The sequence below is a fragment of the Flavicella sp. genome, from assembly GCF_029238425.1.
Taxonomy (GTDB): domain Bacteria; phylum Bacteroidota; class Bacteroidia; order Flavobacteriales; family Flavobacteriaceae; genus Flavicella.
Genome location: NZ_JAQWGB010000106.1, coordinates 1 through 22,461 on the forward strand (window position 1 = coordinate 1; position 22,461 = coordinate 22,461).

The following is a 22,461-nucleotide window of genomic DNA, read 5'->3' on the forward strand; positions in this document are numbered from 1 at the left end:
TTGATGCATAAAAAAATTTCTAGCCTACAAAACCCTCTTATAAAGGAGTTGGTGCAATTGAAAGAAAAATCAAGAGTTCGAAAAAAAAGCGGAACGTTTTTATTAGAAGGCCAAAGAGAAATTGAACTAGCAACTCTGGGAACTTATACTATTGAAAAAATAATATACTGTTCTCAGATTTCCAGTATGGAAAAAATAGAGCTTCTAGAATCAAACCTCGACTCTTCTATTGAGTTTTTAGAGGTGTCAAAAGAGGTGTATCAAAAAATTGCCTATCGGGAAACAACCGAAGGAATCTTAGCTGTTGTAAACGCAAAGAAACACGAATTAGAAAACATATCTTTCAAAAGAGAAAAGCCATTATTATTAATAGCGGAGGCTCCTGAAAAACCGGGGAATATTGGTGCTTTGTTGAGAACTGCTGATGCAGCCAACGTAGATGCAGTTTTAATTGCCAACCCCAAAACGGATCTGTACAATCCTAACATAATCAGAAGCAGCGTGGGCTGTCTATTCACCACTCAAATAGCTACCGGTACCACTGATGAAATTTTAGCCTATTTAAAAAAGCATAATATTACTTCCTATGCTGCTGCCCTAAAAGACGACTCAGAACCTTATCAAGAGCAAGACTATAAAAAAGCCAGTGCCATTGTAGTTGGTACAGAAGCCACGGGACTTTCCGATCAATGGCTCTATAATGCCTCTAAAAAAATAATTATTCCTATGAATGGTAAAATAGATTCAATGAATGTTTCTGTTGCTGCATCTATTCTTATCTTTGAGGCTAGTAGACAAAGAAATTTTAATTAATATATCTTTGAACATATTGCAAAATACTAAAACAATCTTCCTATTTTTGTTATCTTCAACCATTTCAATTAATTAAACATGACTGCATCTTTAGTATTTAAAATTTTAATTGGAATTATTATCATTAATTTTATCAAAGAAGAGGTTCTTTCTTTTTTGAATGCCAAACATTTTAACGACAAATTACCCGAGGAGTTGCAGGATGTTTACGACGAAAAAGCCTACAGAAAATCACAAGATTATAAGAAAACCAATTATGATTTTTCTTTTTATACTAATAGCTTTTCTATCATTCTTACACTATCCCTTTTTTTCTTTGAAGGTTTTGCTTGGATAGATACTCTTGTTAGAGGCGTTGCAAATAATGAAATCCTACAAACTTTGATTTATTTTGCAATTTTATTTTTTGGTAGTGATATTTTAAACACTCCTTTTGCTTTTTATAAAACCTTTATCATTGAAGAGAAATTTGGTTTTAATAAATCAACAAAAAGACTTTTCATTTTAGATAAATTAAAAGGTTGGGCTTTGGCATTGTTAGTAGGTGGACCTTTATTGGCATTAATAACATGGTTTTACCAACAGACAGAAAATCAATTCTGGATCTATACTTGGGGGGTGATTACCATATTTACCCTATTTATGAATTTGTTTTATTCTTCATTGATAGTTCCTCTGTTCAATAAACAAACTCCATTAGAAGATGGTGAGTTAAAAACTGAACTAGAAAACTTCGCTAATAAAATTGGATTTCAGTTAGATAAAATTTTTGTGATCGATGGTTCCAAAAGATCAACCAAAGCAAATGCTTATTTCTCTGGTTTTGGTTTTAAAAAGAGAATTGTACTTTACGACACCTTAATAAAAGAGCTTTCAACTCAAGAAATTGTGGCGGTATTTGCACATGAAGTAGGTCATTATAAGAAAAAACACATTATTTTCAATCTAATTACTTCCATTGTTTTAACAGGTCTCACTTTGTTTATCCTGTCTCTTTTAATTGGAAACCCTTTATTATCAGATGCTTTGCGTATCGATGAACCAAGCTTTCATATTGGACTTATTACTTTTAGTATACTTTACAGTCCTATCTCAGAAATTACAGGTCTTGCTATGAATTCAATTTCTCGTACTTTTGAATATCAAGCAGACAATTATGCAAAAAAGTATACAAATGCGGAAGACTTGATAAGTTCCTTAAAAAAGCTATCTAAAAATAGTTTGAGTAACTTAACTCCGCATAAAGCAACTGTTTTTGCACACTATTCTCATCCTACGCTATTACAACGTATACGTAGCCTGAGAAAATAATATTTAGAATTCAAAAATGTCTTTTATTTTATGACGTATAATGTAACTATAGAAGAAGAAAATAAAGAAATAGCCAATAGATATAAAGATCTTTTAAAAGGAACGTATCAAACATTGTCCGAAAGTGATAAAGTATTGATTCGTAAAGCATTTGATCTTGCCCTAGAAGCCCACAGTGATCAAAGAAGAAAGACTGGAGAGCCTTATATCTTCCACCCTATTGCTGTAGCTAAAATTGTTGCCTACGAAATTGGTTTAGGAGCAGAATCTATTGCAGCTGCTTTATTACATGATGTTGTTGAGGACACACCGTATACTGTAAATGATATGGAGCGCCTTTTTGGTGAAACCATTGCTAAAATTGTAAGTGGACTTACTAAAATATCAAAGTTAAACAAAGAACAGGATGCTTCAATTCAAGCTGAGAATTTCAGAAAAATGCTTCTTACTTTACACGATGATGTACGTGTAATTTTGATTAAAATTGCGGATCGTTTGCATAATATGCAAACCATGGAATCTATGCCAGGTTACAAACAGGTAAAAATTTCCTCTGAAACATTATATATCTACGCTCCCCTAGCGCATCGTTTAGGACTTTATAATATCAAAACAGAATTGGAAGATTTAGGTTTGAAATACACAGAACCTGAAGTTTTTAATGATATCAAAGAAAACCTGAATGCCAACAAAGATGAGCAAAATGCATATATAGAGCGATTTTCTGATAATATAAGAGAGAATTTAGACAAAGAAGGGTTTTCATATAAAATTAAAGGAAGAACAAAATCTATTTATTCTATTCGCAGAAAAATGCGTGCACAAAATGTTTCTTTTGACGAAGTGTACGATAAATTTGCTATTCGAATCATTTATGACTCTGACTTAAATAATGAGAAATTTGATGCTTGGAAAATTTATTCCATCATTACAGAGCAATACAACCCGAACCCTTTACGATTAAGAGACTGGATTACAAACCCAAAAACCACAGGATATGAATCTTTGCATATCACGGTTATGGGACCTGGAGGTAATTGGGTAGAAGTACAAATTCGTTCGAATAGAATGGATGAAATTGCTGAGAAAGGATACGCGGCCCATTTCAAGTACAAACAAGGAAACCAAAACGAAAAAGGTCTTGAAACATGGCTAGATCGTTTAAAAGATTCGTTAGAGACGGGAAACATCAATGCTGTTGACTTTGTTGAAGATTTTAAATTAAATCTCTATTCAGAAGAAATTTTCGTTTTTACTCCCAAAGGAGAATTAAAAACACTCCCAAAAGGTGCTTCGGCACTAGATTTTGCTTTTTCCATACATACAGACATTGGTTTAAAATGTAGAGGTGCTAAAGTAAATGGAAAACTTACACCTTTAGACACTGTTTTAGGTAGTGGTGATCAGGTAGAAGTACTGACTTCTAATGTCAAAAAGCCAAATAATAGATGGCTTGAATTTGTGGTTACTGCAAGAGCACGTGCCAGAATTAGAGCTTCCTTAAAAGAAGAAGAAAAAGGAATTGCCGAAGAAGGAAAAGTTTTACTGACACGTAAATTACGACAGCTAAAAATTCCTTTCAATGATAAAACAGTGAATGATTTAGTCCGTTTTAACAAATTAAAAACGAGCTTTGATTTGTTTTATAGAGTCGGAACTGGGACCATTGAGAATTCGGAACTGAAAGCATTTGCAAACCAAAGAAGTAATTCTATTTACAACTTCTTTAAAAATAAAATTCAACGTAACGGAGGAAATAAAAAAGGGAAAGAAGAACCGGATGAATTGACCAACAACTATGATTTATTAGTTTTTGGAAAAGACGAAGAGAAATTAGAATACAAGTTATCAAAGTGCTGTAATCCAATACCTGGGGATAAAGTATTTGGGTTTTTGACTATCAATGATGGAATAAAAGTACACAAACACGATTGTCCTAATGCGATCAGTATGCAGTCTAACTATGCGTACCGCGTTATGTTTGCTAAGTGGATTGATTCCTCTAAACAAAGTTTCAAAGTTACTTTGAAAATTAGCGGAGAAGATAAACTTGGAATCTTGAATCATTTGACTCGATTAATTTCTGGAAATTCAAATATGAATATCTATAATATCAACTCAGTTACTAGAGGCTCTATTTTCCAAGGTAAAATTACGATTGATGTTAAAAACAAAACTCAGTTGAAAAAACTGACAGAAAACATCTTAAAGATTGAAGGTATCAACAAGGTTTCAAGAGTAGATTAACATATATCTAGTCAACAAAAAAGCCACCTGTTTTTGATAAAAAAGATCGGTGGTTTTTATTTTTCAGCATGCTTATTATTTGATTATTGGTTTTCTTGTACCTTTTCTTCAATATCAAGTAAATAAATTAACAAATCCACTCGTCTAAATGAAAAATAAAGTTAAATTTGCGTTTTGCTATTTTAAATAGTTTATCGAATGAAAGAAAACAATAATAATCAAGAAACAGTTAAGGCGGTTTTTGTGAAGTTTCTAGAGAAACACAGTCACAGAAAAACTCCGGAAAGGTTTGCTATACTTCAAGAAATCTATGATTTAGATGATCATTTTGACATTGAATCTTTGTACATCAGTATGAAGAACAAAAACTATAGAGTAAGTCGTGCTACCTTATACAATACAATTGAATTATTATTGAGTAGTGGTTTGGTTAGAAAACATCAATTTGGTCAAAACCAAGCTCATTACGAAAAAAGTTTCTTCAACAAACAACATGATCATGTTATACTAGACACAGGTGAGGTTATTGAATTTTGCGATCCTAGAATCCAAAATATTAAAAAATCAATAGAAGAGTTTTTCAATATAGATATTGAAGATCACTCACTTTATTTCTACGGAAAAAAAAGACAATCAAAACAATAAAACAAATTAATTTTTAGATAATGGCTGTAGATTTATTATTAGGCTTACAATGGGGAGATGAAGGGAAAGGTAAGATTGTAGATGTTCTTACAAAGAATTACAACTTAATTTCTCGTTTCCAAGGAGGACCTAACGCAGGACACACTTTGATTTTTGATGGACACAAACACGTGTTACATACAATTCCTTCAGGAATATTTCATGATGACGCTTTAAACATTATTGGAAACGGAGTAGTTATTGACCCTGTTATCTTTAAAAAAGAATTAGAAAACTTAGACAAGTTTAACTTAGATTTAAATGCTAAAATTCTTATCTCTAGAAAAGCACATTTAATTCTACCTACGCACCGTTTGTTAGATGCAGCTTCAGAAGCATCTAAAGGAAAAGCTAAAATTGGTTCTACTTTAAAAGGGATTGGACCAACTTATATGGATAAAACGGGACGTAATGGAATGCGTGTTGGAGATTTAGAATTAAGTAACTGGGAAGAAATCTTTGATATCTTAACTCAGAAGCATTTAAAAATGTTAGACTTTTTTGATGTTGCTTTAGAATACAATCTAGCAGAGTTAAAAGCTGAATTCTTTACTGCTGTTGCTAGATTGAAAGAGATGACTTTTATTGATAGTGAAGAATACCTTCACCAAGCGATTAAATCAAATCAAACAATTTTAGCCGAAGGAGCACAGGGTTCTTTATTAGATGTTGATTTTGGAACGTATCCATTTGTTACATCTTCTAACACTACTGCTGCCGGAGCTTGTACGGGATTAGGAATTGCGCCTAATACAATTGGAGAAGTTTATGGAATATTCAAAGCTTATACAACTCGTGTAGGTTCAGGACCATTCCCTACTGAATTATTTGATGCAGATGGAGAAAGAATGGCTAAAGTAGGTCATGAATTTGGTGCAACAACAGGAAGACCTAGAAGATGTGGTTGGTTAGACTTAGTAGCTTTAAAATACGCTTGTCAAGTAAATGGTGTTACTCAATTAAACATGATGAAAGGAGATGTTCTTTCTGGTTTTGAGACATTAAAAATATGTACAGCTTATGAGTATAAAGGAGAGGTTATCGAACATTTCCCTTACAATATTGAGCCAGAAAACGTAAAACCTATTTACAAGGAATTCAAAGGATGGAAAGAAGATATTACTGAAATTTCTTCTGAAGCAGAATTCCCTAAAGAATTATCAGAATATATTGCTTTTATAGAAAAAGAAACTGAAACTAAAATCAGTATCGTATCTGTAGGACCAGACAGAAAACAAACTATTGTAAGATAATTTGTATTTATTTCAAATAAAAAGCCCAATCAGAAATGATTGGGCTTTTGCATTTACAAAACTATTTATTTTTTATTGGCTTTCGCTTTTTCTCTTTCTTCTTTAGCATGCACCTTATATTTCTTCATTTGCTCCTTCCCTCCGGCTGCTTCCGTCTGAACTGTAATAAATGGAGCAGTTATTTCTCTAAACACCTCTTTAGTTGGTTTCTTACCACCATTAGCTTTTTTCACCTCAAGAAGTGCTAGTTGTTTTTTAACCTCCTCATCATAGATGATTTTTGTATGTGCATCATCCAAGGATAAAAATGTCTTCATATCTTGAGACATAACGGTTGCTCTTTTATTTATCCACTCTGGTACTTTTTGTGCTGATACCGAAAAGGCAAAGAAAAATACGGCAACGATACTTAATAATTTTTTCATGGTTATTTGTTTTGGTTAAAATATGTTTAATTAGAATAGAAATATACAACTTAGAAAACTAAAGTTTCCTATAATAGTCTAAAAATAATACGCTTATGAAAGCTACTTATTTTAATATACCCAGGACAGACATCTAGTCGTTAAAATTTAAAACAAAAAAACTGAAGATCCACTTTTGAAAAACTAGTTATCGGCTTAAATATCAAATCCTTTACACCTTCAACCATAACCTTTTCATTCAAGAGCCTTAAGAAATTGCAATTTAAATATTTAATCTTTGCTAAGAATAAAATAAAAAGCCCAATCAGAAATGATTGGGCTTTTGCATTTACAAAACTATTTATTTTTGATTGGCCTTTGCTTTTGCTCTTTCCTCCTTCGCATGTGCCCAATATTTATTCATTTCTTTCTTTCCTCCTGCTGCCTCTGTTTGTGCGGCTACAAAAGGGGCACAAATCTCTTTGTATTTCTCCTTGCTTGGTTTTTTACCACCATTTGCTTCCTTCGCTTCATAAATAGCCAACTGTTTTTTAACTTCCTCATCATACATAATTTTTGTTTTTGCATCATCTAGTGACAAAAATTCTTTCATATCCTGAGATATAGCAGTTGCTTTTTTATCAATCCATTTTGTTGTTTTTTGAGCTGATACCGAAAAGGTAAAAAATAATACGGCTACAAGACTAAATAATTTTTTCATGTTTAATTGTTTTGGTTATTACTATTTTAAGTTACCTGAAAATTACAACTTGACATCTCAACAACTGTCAATAAGAGTTATTGAATTGTCTGTATCTGTATATTTTTGCAAAAAAAAAGCATCACTTTTAAAGTGATGCTTTTTACTTTACGCTGAATCTAAAGATTAGCTATACATTTTCTTTCTTTGCTCTTTTACTTTTGCATCAGATAAATACTCATCAAAAGTTGCATATTTATCAATCACTCCTTTAGGAGTAATTTCAATAATCCTATTGGCAACTGTTTGTGCAAACTCATGATCATGAGTAGAGAACAATACCGTTCCTTTAAAATTAGTTAGAGAATTGTTCAGTGCTTGAATAGATTCCAAATCTAAGTGATTGGTTGGTTCATCTAGCATTAATACGTTTGCTCTAACCATCATCATACGAGACAACATACATCTCACCTTTTCACCTCCAGAAAGAACATTACATTTTTTCAAAGCCTCTTCTCCACTAAATATCATTTTCCCTAAAAATCCTCTTAAGTGAACCGCCTCACGCTCCTCTTCTGTTTTAGCATATTGACGTAACCAATCTACTAAGTCCAATTCAGCATTCTGAAAAAACTCTGCATTCTCCAATGGTAAATAGGATTGGTTGGTTGTTACTCCAAAATCAAAAGAACCAGAATCAGCATCTAAATTCCCATTCAAAATCTCATAAAAAGAAGTCACTGCTTTTGAACTTTTAGAAATAACAGCTACTTTATCTCCTTTTGCTAAATTGATGTTCACGTTTTTAAATAAAACCTCACCATCAATTTCTTTAGATAAATTCTCAACATTCAAAATTTGATCTCCAGCTTCACGTTCTCTTTCAAAAATAATTGCAGGATATCTTCTACTTGAAGGTTTGATATCATCTACATTTAATTTTTCAATCATCTTTTTTCTACTTGTAGCCTGTTTAGATTTTGCCATGTTTGCAGAGAAACGACGAATAAACTCTTCTAACTCTTTTTTCTTGTCTTCAGCCTTTTTGTTTTGCTGAGCTCTTTGTTTGGCAGCCAACTGACTTGATTCATACCAGAAAGTATAGTTACCAGAATATTGATTTACTTTACCAAAATCAATATCAGAAATATGAGTACAAACTGCATCTAAGAAGTGACGGTCATGAGAAACCACAATAACAGTGTTTTCATAATTTGCTAAAAAATGCTCTAACCACGCTATTGTTTCGAAATCCAAATCATTGGTAGGCTCATCCATGATCAATACATCAGGATTCCCAAACAAAGCTTGAGAAATTAACACACGTACTTTTTGTTTACCATCCAAATCACCCATTAAAGTATAATGAGCATCATCTTTGATCCCAAGAGAAGATAGCATTGTGGCAGCATCGCTTTCTGCTGTCCATCCTCCCATTTCTTCAAACTTCACTTGAAGTTCTCCAATCTTATCAGCGTTTTCATCCGTATAATTGGCATACAAATCATCAATTTCTTTTTTGATTGCAAACATCTCTTTGTTTCCCATCATCACAGTTTCCAATACTGGAAATTCATCGAACGCAAAGTGATCTTGAGATAATACAGACATCCTTTTACCCTTCTCTAAAGAAACTTGTCCTGAAGTAGGTTCTAACTGACCTGTTAATATTTTTAGAAATGTTGATTTACCAGCTCCATTGGCTCCGATAATTCCGTAACAGTTTCCTTGAACAAATTTGGTGTTTACTTCGTCGAATAAAACACGTTTACCGAACTGTACAGATAAGTTTGATACTGAAAGCATTGTATGATTTTTTATTTTTTTGCAAAAATAAATAAAAAGCGTGAAATATGCCTGTAAATGGAAGAATACTTAAGAACTAATAAGTAAACTATTTACTGTTTAATTGACGTAAGCCTTCACCTAAAGCCATTGCAACTGCATTTCCTAAATTAAAACTTCTAACAGTACCCGGAAAAGGAATTTTAATACATTGATCTAGATATGTATCGACAATTTCTTGTGGTAATCCATCCGATTCTCTACCAAAAACAAGCCAGTCGCCTTCCTTGAAATCTACATCATAATAAGCTTTTTCCGCTCTTGTTGTAAAAAAGAAGACACGTGAAATATCCGGAATAGTCTCTAACAGCCCCTTAAAACTATCATGATAATTCAAATCTAAATCCCCCCAATAATCCAAACCAGCACGTTTTACTCGACTGTCGGTAATTTCAAAACCTAAAGGTTTTACCAAATGTAACCTACTCAAGCTTCCTACGCACAAACGACCAATATTCCCAGTATTATTGGGGATTTGAGGATTGACTAGAACTATATTGAAATTGTATTGTTTCATTGGTTTAAAAACTATTGTATTTGAGTCTCTAAATAATGTTCTTCGATACCATAAGCATCTTTTATTCCTTTGATTTTTTGATTCAAAGCTTTTTCATCAACATCTTTCGTTGATTTGGTAGCTACTAACATAACGTTTTTACGGGTATGCTCATTGGAGATAAATTCAAATATTTTTGTTTGATAATGTCTTTTCTCCAGAATCAATGCACGAATGGTATCCGTTACCATTTCAAATTGACGTTCTTTAAAAATACCATATTTCAAAATCGGATCTTCTTGTTCTTTCCCTTTCAGGGATTGACGCACTTGTTTATGACAACAAGGAGCACAAACAATAAGTCCTGCCTTTGCAATAATTCCTTTTGTTATAGCGTCATCTGTTGCGGTATCGCAAGCATGCAATGCTATCAATATGTCGATTTTTTGATTTTCGTATTCTTGAATCGGTTTACATTCAAATTTCAAGTTTTCAAATTCACATTTTTCGGCAACATCATTACAGTAATCTACTAGTTCCTTGCGCAATTCTATCCCTGTAACTGTGACATTCATTTTCCTTTGAACCACCAAATAATCATATAAGGCAAAAGTCAAGTAACCCTTTCCAGATCCCATATCCACAATCTGCACCTGCTTCGGTAGCTTTGCATTGGAAATCAATCCTTCCATGATTTCTAAATACTTGTTGATTTGACGAAATTTATCCGCCATTTTTGGAATCACGTTATTATCAGAGTCGGTAACCCCTAAATAACGTAGATAAGCCCCCATTTCAGCTCGTTTCTCTTTAGGTTTATCGTGAGTTACAGGTGGTTTATTTGTGAAACTTGGAGCACCTTTTTTGAAAGACACCACTTTCTTTTTCGAAACAAAAACCTGTAAATCTTCTTTTAAAGTAAAAACTACAGCAGTTCTGAACGTGGTTAACAAAAAATTCTGCAACTCTTCAGTTCCCTCAGTAATTCCAAAGTTCTTTACTTGATCATTCGTTTTATAATGATAGGTAAAAGACATTTTCAACTCCTCTTTAATCAATACCAATCGAACATAGATATTTCTCAATCCATCATTTTTTCGTAACGGTTTGCTTAGAGTAATTTTAACAAAATCATCTGCGGCGATACTTGTTTGTATTACTTCTGAAAATGTATTGAATTCACTCATGACTATGTTTTTTTATACTTATTTAATAGGTTCTCGATACAAAATTCTTTCAGAATTCCACTCGAACTGACAGTTCTTTCGCATTTGTTAATTCTAGTGACTTTCTACGAAGTTTAAAATTTTATCGAGAATATCATCTAAAAATTCCTGATATTTAATTCTTTCAGAATTCCACTCGAACTAACAACTCTTTCACAATTGTCAATTCTAGTGACTTTCTACGAAGTTTATAATTCTATCAAGAATATCATCTAAAAATTCCTGACATTTAATTCTTTCAGAGTTTCTATTGAACTGACAACTCTTTCGCAATTGTCAATTCGAGTGATTTTACACGAAGTTTAAAATTGTATCGAGAATCTATTTATCAAACGTCTTCCAAAATATTATTCGGAAAGACGGTTAATAGGTTTCTACAATGCAGACAAACTAGCTTTTAGAGTCTCAATTTTAGCCAAGGCATCTGCTTCCTTATTTCTTTCTAAGGTTATTACTTTTTCAGGTGCGTTATTTACAAAACGCTCATTACTTAATTTCTTTTGTACAGATTTTAAGAAACCTTCTGTGTATTTCAATTCTTCAGTAATTTTGGCAATCTCCTCCTCCACATTGATAGCTCCAGAAATGGGAATAAAATATTCATTTGATTTTATTCTAAAACTCAAAGCTCCTTCTACCGCAACATCAACTTTATTTAATTTTGATGTGTTTCCAAGTTTTTCAATTACTGAATCAAAAGTAGCACTTGAATTTTCATTATCTAAAACAGATAATTCAATCGCATCCTTGAAACTAATATTTTTATCTTTTCTGATTTTTCTAATCCCAGAAATTACTTCAGAGGCAAATTCAAAATCGGTGATAATTTTTTCATCAAATGAAACTAATTCAGGATAAGTAGCTATAATCAAGGCTTCTTCAGTAGTTCTCTCAGCTAAATGTTGCCATATTTCTTCTGTCAAGAAAGGCATATAAGGATGTAATACTTTTAAATTATCCTCCAAACAAGAAATTGCAGCTTTATACGTTGCACTATCAATTGGTTGTTGGTATCCTGGTTTGATCATTTCTAAGAACCAAGAAGAAAAATCATCATAAATTAATTTATAAATCGTCATCAACGCTTCAGAGATTCTATACTCCTCAAAGGACTTTTCAATACTTACCAGTGCTTTTTGAAACTTTGCTGTATACCATTCAATTGCTATTTTTGAAGATTCAGGCTGTGCAACTGAATCAGAAACTTCCCAACCATCAATCAAACGGAAAGCATTCCATATTTTACTCGAAAAATTACGTCCTTGTTCACATAATTCTTCGTCAAACAATAAATCGTTTCCCGCTGCAGCACTCAACAATAAACCTGTACGAACACCATCAGCACCATATTTTTTCATCAACTCAATAGGATCTGGTGAGTTTCCTAAAGATTTAGACATTTTTCTTCTTTGTTTGTCTCTTACAATTCCTGTAAAATAAACATTGCTAAACGGCTTTGCCTCTGCAAACTCATAACCAGCGAAAATCATACGTGCAACCCAAAAGAAAATAATATCTGGTCCAGTTACTAAATCATTCGTTGGATAATAATATTTAAATTCTTCATTATCTGGATTTTTGATACCATCAAATAATGAAATTGGCCATAACCAAGAAGAGAACCAAGTATCTAAAGCATCTGGATCTTGTTTGATCTGATCTAAAGTTAATTCTATATTTCCGGTTACATCTTGAGCTTTTAGCAATGCCTCCTCTTTAGATTCAGCAACCACATAGTCTTCCAAACCTTCTCCATAGAAATAAGCTGGAATCTGATGTCCCCACCATAATTGACGAGAAATATTCCAATCTCTAATATTTTCTAACCAGTATTTATAGGTACTATTATAATGTTTTGGATAAAATTTGATATCCTCATCTTTTAAAACTGCATCCAATGCTGGTTTCACAATTTCTTCCATTTTAAGGAACCATTGCACCGATATTTTTGGTTCAATAACCGCTTTTGTTCTTTCAGAAACTCCAACTTTATTGATATGCTTTTCTGTCTTAACCAAAGCACCAATATTCTGCAATTCTTCGGCTATTTCTTTTCTTACAACAAAACGATCTTTTCCTTCATAATGCAATCCTAAAGAATTTAAAGAACCATCATCATTTAGAATATCAATAACTTCTAAATTATGTTTCTCTCCAATTGCTTTATCATTTTGATCATGAGCAGGGGTAATTTTCAAACAACCTGTTCCAAATTCTAAATCAACATATTCATCTTCAATAATTGGAATCACTCTATTCGCAATAGGAACAATTACTTTTTTTCCTTTCAAATGAGTAAAACGTTCATCCGTAGGATTGATACAAACAGCAGTATCTCCCAATAATGTTTCCGGTCTCGTTGTAGCAACAGTAACCGTTTCTTCAGAGCCTTCAATCTTATAGTTGATATAATATAAGTTCCCTTGTTTTTCAACAAACTCAACCTCTTCATCCGACAAAGTAGTCTTTGCTTCAGGATCCCAATTTACCATTCTGTAACCGCGGTAAATCAAGCCTTTTGCATACAAATCAACAAAAACCTTACTAACCGCTCCGCTCAAATCATCATCCATGGTAAAAGCAGTACGCTCCCAATCACATGATGCTCCAAGCTTTTTTAATTGCTCTAAGATGATTCCACCATGTTTGTCAGTCCATTCCCAAGCATGCTTTAAAAACTCATCTCTTGTTAAGTCCTCTTTATTGATTCCTTCTTCTTTCAATTTGGCCACTACTTTTGCCTCAGTTGCAATAGAGGCATGATCCGTTCCTGGTACCCAACAAGCATTAAAACCTTTCAACCTGGCACGACGAATCAATACATCCTGAATAGTATTATTCAACATATGTCCCATATGCAATACACCCGTTACGTTAGGTGGAGGAATGACAATAGTGTAAGCTTCCTTTTCGTTCGGAGTTGAATGAAAATATCCATTCTCCATCCAATAGCTATACCATTTATCTTCTACTTTTTCTGGATTGTATTTATTTGGGATCATTTGAAATGAGTTGAAATTATTTTTCTGTTTATTCTAAAAGTCAAATGGACTTTTTAAGTGATGGCAAAAGTACAATTATCTCTTTTAACTAAAAAGTTAACAAACCTATATTTTGTAGGCTCATAAATATGTTTATTTTTGTTTTGTAAAACTAATAATTATGAAAAATATATTAATGGCTATTGCCTTGTTTGCAGGGACTATCGCTATCAATGCACAGGATACCGAAGCAGTAAAAGATTCACTTAATTCACCTGTCGCACAACCGGTTGAAGATTTTGATGCCAATGCTGCTGTATTTCAGTTTGAAGAAGAAGTAATTAACTATGGTGTTATTGAAAAAGACGCTGATGGTAATAGAGTTTTTAAATTCACAAATACGGGAGGTAGTCCACTTATCATTGCAAATGCAAAAGGAAGTTGTGGATGCACCGTTCCTACCTATGATAAGGAACCTATTATGCCTGGTGAATCTGGTGAGATTAGAGTAAAATATGCTACAAACAGAGTGGGACGTTTTTCTAAAACAGTAACATTAACTTCAAATGCATCAGAACCTAAAAAAGTTCTTAGAATTAAGGGAGAGGTTTTATCTCCAAAAAAGTAACCTTATTCATATAAATATAAAAAGCCTTTCATTTTTTGAAAGGCTTTTTTTATTCCTATGGTCTATAGGTTTTAGTTTCCTCAAAAATAGCTTCTAAAATTTTCTGATCTTTATCCTCAAAAGTCTTTTTCTTTAATGCACGCATTTTTTTCGCATCATTTAAGGCTTTATCTATTTTGTATTCTACAAGAGATTCTTTTCCTCCCCAACTAAAAGAAGGAATAAACTTGTCTGGAAAACCAGAACCAAAAACATTACTAGAAACACCAATGACAGTTCCTGTATTGATCATAGTATTGATTCCTAATTTTGAATAATCACCTAAAAACAACCCGCAAAATTTGAGTCCACTGCTCATAAAACCATCTTCAGCATAATCCCAAACACTCACTTCACTATGATTATTTTTCATATTTGAAACATTGGTATCCGCTCCAAAGTTACACCACTCTCCTACCACAGAATTCCCCAAGTAACCATCGTGTCCTTTATTTGAATTCCCAAAGAAAACCACATTTTTTATTTCTCCACCGACTGTACAATTAGGACCGATTGTGGTACCACTATAAATTTTCGCTCCCATTTTTACAACAGCCTTCTCTCCTATTGCAATGGGGCCTCTTAACAGGGAACCTTCCATTACAACGGCATCTTCTCCAATATAAACGGGGCCTTCTGTTGCATTTATCACTACACATTCCACAGCCACACCGGCTTCAAGAAACACATTTTCTGCTGGACCAATGATGGTATTGGTATCAGATAAATCAACCGATGATCTATTTTTGGTCAACAATTGAAAATCATCATTAATAGCTTGGTAATTATGAGAAAAAATGTCTGATTTAGTTTCTATTTTAAAAAGCTCTTCTTTAAACTCAATAACTTCATAGGATTCAAAATCAACTTCTTCTTGATTTTTAGAAGCGAAAAAAGCAATCATGTCGTCATTTCGCATTAACATTTGATTCTCTGCTATGAAACTAATTTCGGTAGCTAATTCCTTCGTTGGCATTACAGAAGCATCAATATATACATTTTCATCAAACTCAACCATTGGATATTTAGCTTCTAAATATTCTTCGGTTAAATACGTTAGAGTACAACCCAATAATTTTTCCCATTTTTCTTTAATTGTCATCACCCCTACTCTAATTTCAGACACTGGTTTTGTAAAAGTAAATGGCAATAGACTGTTCCTAGTAGGTCCGTCAAATAAAATATAATTCATGGTCAACTTCTTTTAAACAAAGGTATCAAAATGACTACAATTTAGTTTCACAAACACACCAGATTTTACCAACTCATTTAAAATCATTACTTTTAAAATATCATTTTATGTAAGATGATCCATTTCAATCGACCAAAAGACAAACTAAACTTATTTATGAAAAAAATTACACCCCTTGCATTTCTATCAGTACTATTGATGATTAGTGCTTGTTCCTCTTCTGATTCTGGAGAAATTGCAACAAAGAGTTTTACAACTGAGTTATCTGAAACCACTTTGAGTTTTGGAAATGTTGAAGTAACAAATACTGCTGAGGAAACATTTACTGTCACTAACACAGGTACCGAAGAAATCTCTATCTCGAATATTACGACACCCGAAGGTTTTAGCGTGACTCCTTCCTCAGGAAGTATTGCTGCTGGGAACTCACAAACGTTTACAGTAGCGTTTACGCCAACTACAATTTCAGTTTTTAGCGGTAATATGTCAATCACTTCAAATTCAACAAGTACGGCATCTATCATCAGCGTAACAGGAACAGGAATAGCTTCTACAAGTGCAAAAACTTACGAAAATACAATTGCCCCTATTATGGCTCAAAGTTGTTCCACAACTGGTTGTCATTCTGGCGCTAATCCGGCAGGTCAAGTGGCACTTACCAACTTTACAGAAGTAAAAAACGGATTTACTATTGATGATTCTTGGGGAGAAATACAATCAGGAAGAATGCCCAAACCAGGTGTACCGTCATTAACACAAGAAGACAAAGATAATTTACAGCTTTGGATAAACGCTGGGTACCCTTCAGGTGAATTGGTAACCGTTAGTTATATTTCTAATATAGCTCCATTAGTAAATCAAAGTTGTGCTACAACCAATTGTCACGGTGGAACAAGATCACCATCACTTACTAATTATTCAGAAGTTAAAACAGCTTTCGAAGCTACCGGAACCAATAGTTCTATAGGTAGGATTGAAAGAGGTAATATGCCGAAAAATAGCTCAAAACTGGAACAAGCCAATATTGATCTTTTAAATACTTGGATTGCAACAGGCTTTATACAACAGTAATAATAGTAGAACTTTAATAAAACGCTTCGAAAGGCTCGGAGTCAGAATCAAAAAAGGCTTTCCGATTGGAAAGCCTTTTTTAATTATCAAAAGCGATTCGCTTTTATTTATTTAAGTACATTTTTCTTCTTGAGTATAACTCATGGAATGTATCATCTTTAAGATCATCAATAAATAAAATTGCTTCTCCAGTAGATTTCATTTCAGGTCCTAATTTCTTGTCAACATTAGGGAACTTATTGAAAGAGAATACTGGTTGCTTAATAGCATAACCTTCCAATTGAGGATTGAAGTTAAAGTCTGTAACTTTATTCACTCCTAACATCACTTTAGTAGCATAGTTTACATATGGTTCTCCATAAGCCTTCGCTATAAATGGTACCGTACGAGATGCTCTTGGATTTGCTTCAATAATATAAACTGTATCGTCTTTTACAGCGAACTGAATATTCATCAATCCAACCGTTTTTAATGCTACGGCAATTTTCTTAGTATGCTCTTTTATTTGATCCATTACAAACTCCCCTAGATTAAACGGAGGTAATGTAGCGTTTGAATCTCCAGAGTGCACTCCACAAGGCTCTATATGCTCCATAATCCCGATAATGTAAACATTACCATCTGCATCACAAATTGCATCCGCTTCCGCTTCAATAGCGCCTTCTAAGTAATGGTCTAATAAAAGATTATTTCCAGGAATAGAACGTAATAAACTAACTACATGCTCTTCTAGTTCTTCTTTGTTGATTACAATTTTCATTCCTTGACCTCCTAAAACATAAGAAGGACGAACCAAAATTGGGAAATCTAACTGATCAGCAATTTCTAAAGCCTCATCAGCATTTGTCGCCATTCCAAATTTAGGGAAAGGAATATCTAAAGAAGTTAACATCTCAGAGAAACGTCCTCTATCTTCTGCTAAATCCAATGCTTCAAAAGAAGTACCCATAATTTTAATACCATAAGCTTCTAGTTTTTCAGCTAATTTTAAGGCAGTCTGACCTCCTAATTGAACAATTACACCTTCTGGCTTTTCATGACGAATGATGTCATAAATATGCTCCCAGAATACAGGCTCAAAGTATAGCTTATCAGCCGTATCAAAATCTGTAGAAACTGTTTCCGGATTACAGTTGATCATGATAGCTTCATAACCTGCTTCTTGAGCAGCTAAAACACCATGCACACAACAGTAATCGAACTCAATTCCTTGTCCAATTCTATTCGGTCCAGATCCTAAAACAACAACTTTTTTCTTATCTGTAACAACAGATTCGTTTGCAGAGAATGTATTACCATCTGCAGTAGTCATCGTGCTTTCAAAAGTAGAATAGTAATAAGGTGTGTTTGCAGCAAATTCTGCAGCACAAGTATCTACCAATTTATAAACACGGTTCACATTTAACTCCTCACGCTTATTATAAACTTCAGATTCTAGACATCCAAGCATGTGTGCTATTTGTCTGTCTCCGTATCCTTTTTGCTTAGCTTCTAACAACAAGTCTTTAGATAACGTATCTAATTTGAAAGATGAAATTTCTTTTTCTAAAGTAAATAATTCTTCATATTGCTTTAAATACCACATATCAATTTTAGTGATATCGTAAATTTTCTTTAAAGAAATACCTGCTTTAATAGCATCATAGATAGTAAATACTCTATCCCATGAGGCGTTTGTTAATTTAGAAATAATCGTATCGTAGTGAGTTTCTTCTTTACCATCTGCTCCTAAACCGTTACGTTTGATCTCTAATGACTGAGTTGCTTTATGCAATGCTTCTTGGAAAGAACGTCCAATTCCCATCACTTCACCAACTGCTTTCATTTGCAATCCTAAAGTTCTATCACATCCTTCAAACTTATCAAAGTTAAAACGAGGAATTTTCACGATCACATAGTCCAATGTTGGCTCAAACAAGGCAGAAGTATTTCCTGTTACTTGATTATTCAATTCATCTAAATTATACCCTAAAGCTAATTTAGTAGCAATCTTAGCAATTGGATAACCCGTAGCCTTCGATGCCAATGCAGACGAACGCGAAACACGAGGGTTAATTTCAATTGCAATAATATCTTCTTTTTCATCTGGAGAAACTGCAAACTGTACGTTACACCCTCCTTCGAAGTCTCCAATAGAACGCATCATATGGATTGCCATATCACGCATCTTTTGGAAAGTAGAATCACTTAATGTCATTGCCGGAGCAACTGTAATAGAATCTCCAGTATGAATTCCCATTGGATCCATATTTTCAATAGAACATACAATAACTACGTTGTCATTACCATCACGTAACAACTCTAGTTCGTATTCTTTCCATCCCATCATGGCTTTGTCAATCATCACCTCATGAATAGGAGAAATCTCCAAACCATTAGATAATAAATCGTCAAAATCTTTTTCATCATAAACAATTGCAGCACCAGCTCCACCTAAAGTAAAAGAAGATCTAATACATAAAGGGAAACCGAATTCTTGAGCAATTTCTTTTCCTTTTAAGAAAGAAGTTGCTGTTGCTTGAGGTGCCATATCAACACCAATTTTCCCCATCAACTCACGGAATTGTTCTCTATCTTCTGTAACATTGATTGCGTCGATATCAACACCAATCATTTTAACATTATTATCTTCCCAGATTCCTTTTTCATCAGCCTCAATACATAAATTTAATGCTGTTTGACCTCCCATGGTAGGTAATACAGCATCAATATCAGGGTGAGCATCTAAAATCTCTCTAATTGACTGTGCAGTCAATGGCTTCAAATAAACATTATCCGCTAATGACGGATCTGTCATAATTGTCGCAGGGTTTGAGTTGATCAATGTCACCTCAATACCTTCTTCTTTTAAAGATCGTATAGATTGAGAACCTGAATAATCAAATTCACACGCTTGCCCAATTACAATTGGACCAGAACCTATAATTAAAACCGATTTGATGTTTGTGTTTTTTGGCATCCTATTAATTTTATAACGAAAAGGTAATCAGCACCTTTAATTATTAACTTACTTCTGATTCGTTTATTCAAAAAAAAGGTGTTACTAATAAATAGTAACACCTGTTTTATATGAATTAAATATTCATTATTTCTTTGGTCTAGCGGCAGATGAAACAGATAATCTTTTTCTTCCTTTAGCTCTTCTTCTAGCTAAAACTTTACGTCCATTAGCTGAAGCCATTCTTTCTCTAAAACCGTGTTTGTTTCTTCTTTTTCTCTTTGATGGTTGGAATGTTCTTTTCGGCATTACTTATATTTTTAAAATCTTATTTTATTTATACTAGCTTCGGTACAAAAACCATCCACTAAAAGCGTTGGCAAATATACAAAACCTTTTACGTCTAGCAAGGTGTTTTACAAAAAAAATAAAAATATTTTTAATCCCTAAATAAAGTCTGTTAAACTAAATAGCTAAACGTTTAATTTTAACAAACTTACTATAAAAAAGGCTTGTAAAGACTAAATTACAATCATAAAATTTGATACCATAATAAGTCGCATTGATAATCTTTCTCAAAAGTAAAATGTCATGTTGTCACGTTTCACTGTCTTGTCGTCATAAATTTCCTTTTGGTATTTTTTTTGACTGTGGTTTGTTATTCAAATTAAAATAATAATTAAAACATATAATTATGGCTAAAGGAAACATTAATGTATCGGTAGAGAATATCTTTCCGTTGATTAAAAAATTCTTGTACTCTGATCACGAAATATTTTTACGTGAATTGATTTCAAATGCAACAGATGCAACTTCTAAAATGAAACACCTTATAACTATGGGGGAAGCAGGAAACGAAGAATACGGTTCACCTGTTGTAGAAGTTATCGCTGATAAAGAAAACAAAACGCTTCGTATTATTGACCAAGGGATTGGTATGAACGAAGAAGAAGTTGAGAAATACATCAACCAGATTGCCTTTTCTGGTGCTGAGGAATTTATTGACAAATACAAAGATAAAGTAGAAGACTCTGGAATTATTGGTCACTTTGGTTTAGGTTTCTATTCTGCATTTATGGTAGCTGATAAAGTTGAAATCATTACCAAGTCTTATAAAGATCCTGCTGCTGTAAAATGGTCATGTGATGGATCTCCAAACTACGAGATTGAGCCAGTTGAAAAAGAAACTAGAGGTTCTGAAATTGTTTTACATATTGCAGAAGATTCTTTAGACTTCTTAGAAGATTCTAAAATTACGGAGCTTTTAAACAAATACAATCGTTTCAACCAAATTCCAATTAAATTTGGAACTAAGGAAATTAACGATCCTGAGTTTACACCACAGACCACGACTGATGCTGATGGAAAAGAAACTACGGAGCCACACAAACAAATCACAGTTGATAATATCATCAACAATACAAATCCAGCATGGACAAAAAAACCATCTGATTTAGAAGCTGACGATTACAATACTTTTTATAGAGAATTATACCCTTCTCAATTCGAGGAGCCTTTGTTCAATATTCACTTAAATGTAGATTACCCATTCAACTTAACAGGAATTTTATACTTCCCTAAGTTGAGTCAAAGCATGGATATCCAAAAGGATAAAATTCAATTGTACCAAAACCAAGTATTTATTACTGACAACGTAGAAGGAATTGTTCCTGATTTCTTACAGATGTTGAAAGGTGTAATTGACTCTCCAGACATTCCATTAAACGTATCTCGTTCTTATTTGCAAGCTGATGGTGCTGTTAAAAAGATTTCTGGTTATATCACTAAAAAAATTGCTGATAAGCTTACTTCTTTATTCAAAAAAGACCGTGCGGATTTCGAGCAAAAATGGAATGATATCAAGGTTATTATTGAATACGGAATGTTATCTGACGATAAGTTTTATGACAAGGCTAAGAAATTCTCTTTATTTCCAACTGTAGACGATACGTTCTTTACTATTGAGGAACTTCAAGAAAAAATTAAAGCAGCTCAAACAGATAAAGATGGAAATACAATTGTGTTGTATGCCGCCAACAAGGAAGCACAACATGGATATATCCAAGAAGCTAAGGAAAAAGGATACGAAGTATTACTTCTAGACTCTCCTATTGTTTCTCACTTGATTCAAAAAATTGAAGCTAGTAATGAAAAGCTTAAATTTACTCGTGTAGATTCTGACCATATCGACAACCTTATCAAAAAGGATGAAGAAAAAATCAGCAAACTTTCTGACGAAGAAAAAGAAGCTTTGAAACCTATTATCGAAGCAAATGTTCCTAAAGAAAGCTATACGGTTCAACTAGAATCTTTAGATTCTAACGCTAACCCTTTCAGTATTACTGTACCTGAATTCATGAGAAGAATGAAAGAAATGAGTCAGACTGGTGGTGGCGGAATGTTCGGAATGCAAAATATGCCAGAAATGTACAATTTGGTTGTAAACACGAACAACGATTTAGTAAAAGAAATACTTGATAATAAAGACGAAGGTATTCAGAAAGAATTGATTGGTCAGGCTTTTGATTTAGCAAAATTGTCTCAAAACCTATTGCATGGTGAGGAGTTGACAAACTTTATCAAGCGTAGTTACAAGATGATCAAGTAATAGAAAAAGCTCTATATAATTAAAA

General features: G+C 33.2%; 17 protein-coding genes. 8 read left to right on the plus strand and 9 right to left on the minus strand.

The features are described 5' to 3' along the window. The first annotated feature begins 3 nt into the window (after positions 1-3). From P8H68_RS07725 to P8H68_RS07745, 5 genes are all read left to right on the plus strand, one after another. A complete protein-coding gene (locus P8H68_RS07725) occupies positions 4-813 on the plus strand; it encodes an RNA methyltransferase (protein ID WP_300323283.1) in 810 nt (269 codons plus the stop codon). Between the two features lie 78 nt (positions 814-891). After that, on the plus strand, positions 892-2,124 hold the full coding sequence (locus tag P8H68_RS07730; RefSeq protein ID WP_300323106.1) for a M48 family metallopeptidase: 1,233 nt from the start codon (positions 892-894) through the stop codon (positions 2,122-2,124). Between the two features lie 30 nt (positions 2,125-2,154). Continuing rightward, entirely contained in the window at positions 2,155-4,371 is a 2,217-nt protein-coding gene (locus P8H68_RS07735) for a RelA/SpoT family protein (RefSeq protein WP_300323108.1), read from the plus strand. 198 nt (positions 4,372-4,569) lie between these two features. After that, positions 4,570-5,016, plus strand: coding sequence for a transcriptional repressor (locus tag P8H68_RS07740; protein ID WP_300323110.1), 447 nt, complete (start codon positions 4,570-4,572; stop codon positions 5,014-5,016). 20 nt (positions 5,017-5,036) lie between these two features. Next, entirely contained in the window at positions 5,037-6,308 is a 1,272-nt protein-coding gene (locus P8H68_RS07745) for an adenylosuccinate synthase (protein ID WP_300323112.1), read from the plus strand. Between the two features lie 65 nt (positions 6,309-6,373). On the opposite strand, the gene P8H68_RS07750 is transcribed toward P8H68_RS07745, so the two are convergent. From P8H68_RS07750 to P8H68_RS07775, 6 genes are all read right to left on the minus strand, one after another. After that, on the minus strand, positions 6,374-6,733 hold the full coding sequence (locus P8H68_RS07750) for a hypothetical protein (RefSeq protein ID WP_300323114.1): 360 nt from the start codon (positions 6,731-6,733) through the stop codon (positions 6,374-6,376). A 340-nt stretch (positions 6,734-7,073) separates the two neighbouring features. Beyond that, entirely contained in the window at positions 7,074-7,433 is a 360-nt protein-coding gene (locus P8H68_RS07755; protein WP_300323115.1) for a hypothetical protein, read from the minus strand. 165 nt (positions 7,434-7,598) lie between these two features. Then, complete coding sequence (locus P8H68_RS07760) at positions 7,599-9,218, minus strand: ATP-binding cassette domain-containing protein (protein WP_300323117.1); 1,620 nt, start codon at positions 9,216-9,218, stop codon at positions 7,599-7,601. 88 nt (positions 9,219-9,306) lie between these two features. After that, positions 9,307-9,774 (minus strand): tRNA (cytidine(34)-2'-O)-methyltransferase, encoded by a 468-nt coding sequence (locus P8H68_RS07765; protein ID WP_300323119.1) that lies wholly within the window; start codon positions 9,772-9,774, stop codon positions 9,307-9,309. An 11-nt stretch (positions 9,775-9,785) separates the two neighbouring features. After that, on the minus strand, positions 9,786-10,940 hold the full coding sequence (locus tag P8H68_RS07770) for an SAM-dependent methyltransferase (protein WP_300323121.1): 1,155 nt from the start codon (positions 10,938-10,940) through the stop codon (positions 9,786-9,788). A 413-nt stretch (positions 10,941-11,353) separates the two neighbouring features. After that, positions 11,354-13,981: a valine--tRNA ligase gene (locus P8H68_RS07775; RefSeq protein ID WP_300323123.1), complete on the minus strand. Its 2,628-nt coding sequence runs from the start codon at positions 13,979-13,981 to the stop codon at positions 11,354-11,356. 160 nt (positions 13,982-14,141) lie between these two features. Between P8H68_RS07775 and P8H68_RS07780 the strand changes: the two genes are divergently transcribed. Beyond that, a complete protein-coding gene (locus P8H68_RS07780; protein ID WP_366144933.1) occupies positions 14,142-14,588 on the plus strand; it encodes a DUF1573 domain-containing protein in 447 nt (148 codons plus the stop codon). 55 nt (positions 14,589-14,643) lie between these two features. Here P8H68_RS07780 and P8H68_RS07785 read toward each other — a convergent pair whose 3' ends face one another. Beyond that, positions 14,644-15,819 carry a GlmU family protein gene (locus P8H68_RS07785; protein WP_300323125.1) on the minus strand — a complete coding sequence of 392 codons (1,176 nt, stop codon included), beginning with the start codon at positions 15,817-15,819 and terminating at the stop codon, positions 14,644-14,646. A gap of 156 nt (positions 15,820-15,975) precedes the next feature. Here P8H68_RS07785 and P8H68_RS07790 point away from each other — a divergent pair, with 156 nt between their 5' ends. Then, positions 15,976-16,890, plus strand: coding sequence for a choice-of-anchor D domain-containing protein (locus P8H68_RS07790; protein WP_300323127.1), 915 nt, complete (start codon positions 15,976-15,978; stop codon positions 16,888-16,890). 103 nt (positions 16,891-16,993) lie between these two features. Here the strand turns inward: P8H68_RS07790 and carB are convergent, their stop codons facing one another. Together carB and rpmH are read right to left on the minus strand one after the other, a co-directional pair. Then, positions 16,994-19,849, minus strand: coding sequence for a carbamoyl-phosphate synthase large subunit (carB, locus tag P8H68_RS07795; protein ID WP_300323129.1), 2,856 nt, complete (start codon positions 19,847-19,849; stop codon positions 16,994-16,996). 126 nt (positions 19,850-19,975) lie between these two features. After that, a complete protein-coding gene (gene rpmH / locus P8H68_RS07800) occupies positions 19,976-20,137 on the minus strand; it encodes a 50S ribosomal protein L34 (RefSeq protein WP_300323131.1) in 162 nt (53 codons plus the stop codon). Positions 20,138-20,522: 385 nt separating this feature from the next. Between rpmH and htpG the strand changes: the two genes are divergently transcribed. After that, complete coding sequence (gene htpG, locus P8H68_RS07805; protein ID WP_300323133.1) at positions 20,523-22,436, plus strand: molecular chaperone HtpG; 1,914 nt, start codon at positions 20,523-20,525, stop codon at positions 22,434-22,436. Positions 22,437-22,461: the final 25 nt, after the last annotated feature.

Excerpts from the sequence above, each read along its gene's own strand:
- P8H68_RS07730 (WP_300323106.1), top strand. The coding sequence starts at position 892 with ATGACTGCATCTTTAGTATTTAAAATTTTAATTGGAATTATTATCATT.
- P8H68_RS07725 (WP_300323283.1), top strand. The coding sequence starts at position 4 with ATGCATAAAAAAATTTCTAGCCTACAAAACCCTCTTATAAAGGAGTTG.
- P8H68_RS07740 (WP_300323110.1), top strand. The coding sequence starts at position 4,570 with ATGAAAGAAAACAATAATAATCAAGAAACAGTTAAGGCGGTTTTTGTG.
- P8H68_RS07785 (WP_300323125.1), bottom strand. The coding sequence starts at position 15,819 with ATGAATTATATTTTATTTGACGGACCTACTAGGAACAGTCTATTGCCA.
- carB (WP_300323129.1), bottom strand. The coding sequence starts at position 19,849 with ATGCCAAAAAACACAAACATCAAATCGGTTTTAATTATAGGTTCTGGT.
- P8H68_RS07770 (WP_300323121.1), bottom strand. The coding sequence starts at position 10,940 with ATGAGTGAATTCAATACATTTTCAGAAGTAATACAAACAAGTATCGCC.
- P8H68_RS07780 (WP_366144933.1), top strand. The coding sequence starts at position 14,142 with ATGAAAAATATATTAATGGCTATTGCCTTGTTTGCAGGGACTATCGCT.
- P8H68_RS07745 (WP_300323112.1), top strand. The coding sequence starts at position 5,037 with ATGGCTGTAGATTTATTATTAGGCTTACAATGGGGAGATGAAGGGAAA.
- P8H68_RS07775 (WP_300323123.1), bottom strand. The coding sequence starts at position 13,981 with ATGATCCCAAATAAATACAATCCAGAAAAAGTAGAAGATAAATGGTAT.
- P8H68_RS07765 (WP_300323119.1), bottom strand. The coding sequence starts at position 9,774 with ATGAAACAATACAATTTCAATATAGTTCTAGTCAATCCTCAAATCCCC.
- P8H68_RS07735 (WP_300323108.1), top strand. The coding sequence starts at position 2,155 with ATGACGTATAATGTAACTATAGAAGAAGAAAATAAAGAAATAGCCAAT.
- htpG (WP_300323133.1), top strand. The coding sequence starts at position 20,523 with ATGGCTAAAGGAAACATTAATGTATCGGTAGAGAATATCTTTCCGTTG.
- P8H68_RS07750 (WP_300323114.1), bottom strand. The coding sequence starts at position 6,733 with ATGAAAAAATTATTAAGTATCGTTGCCGTATTTTTCTTTGCCTTTTCG.
- P8H68_RS07760 (WP_300323117.1), bottom strand. The coding sequence starts at position 9,218 with ATGCTTTCAGTATCAAACTTATCTGTACAGTTCGGTAAACGTGTTTTA.
- P8H68_RS07790 (WP_300323127.1), top strand. The coding sequence starts at position 15,976 with ATGAAAAAAATTACACCCCTTGCATTTCTATCAGTACTATTGATGATT.
- rpmH (WP_300323131.1), bottom strand. The coding sequence starts at position 20,137 with ATGCCGAAAAGAACATTCCAACCATCAAAGAGAAAAAGAAGAAACAAA.
- P8H68_RS07755 (WP_300323115.1), bottom strand. The coding sequence starts at position 7,433 with ATGAAAAAATTATTTAGTCTTGTAGCCGTATTATTTTTTACCTTTTCG.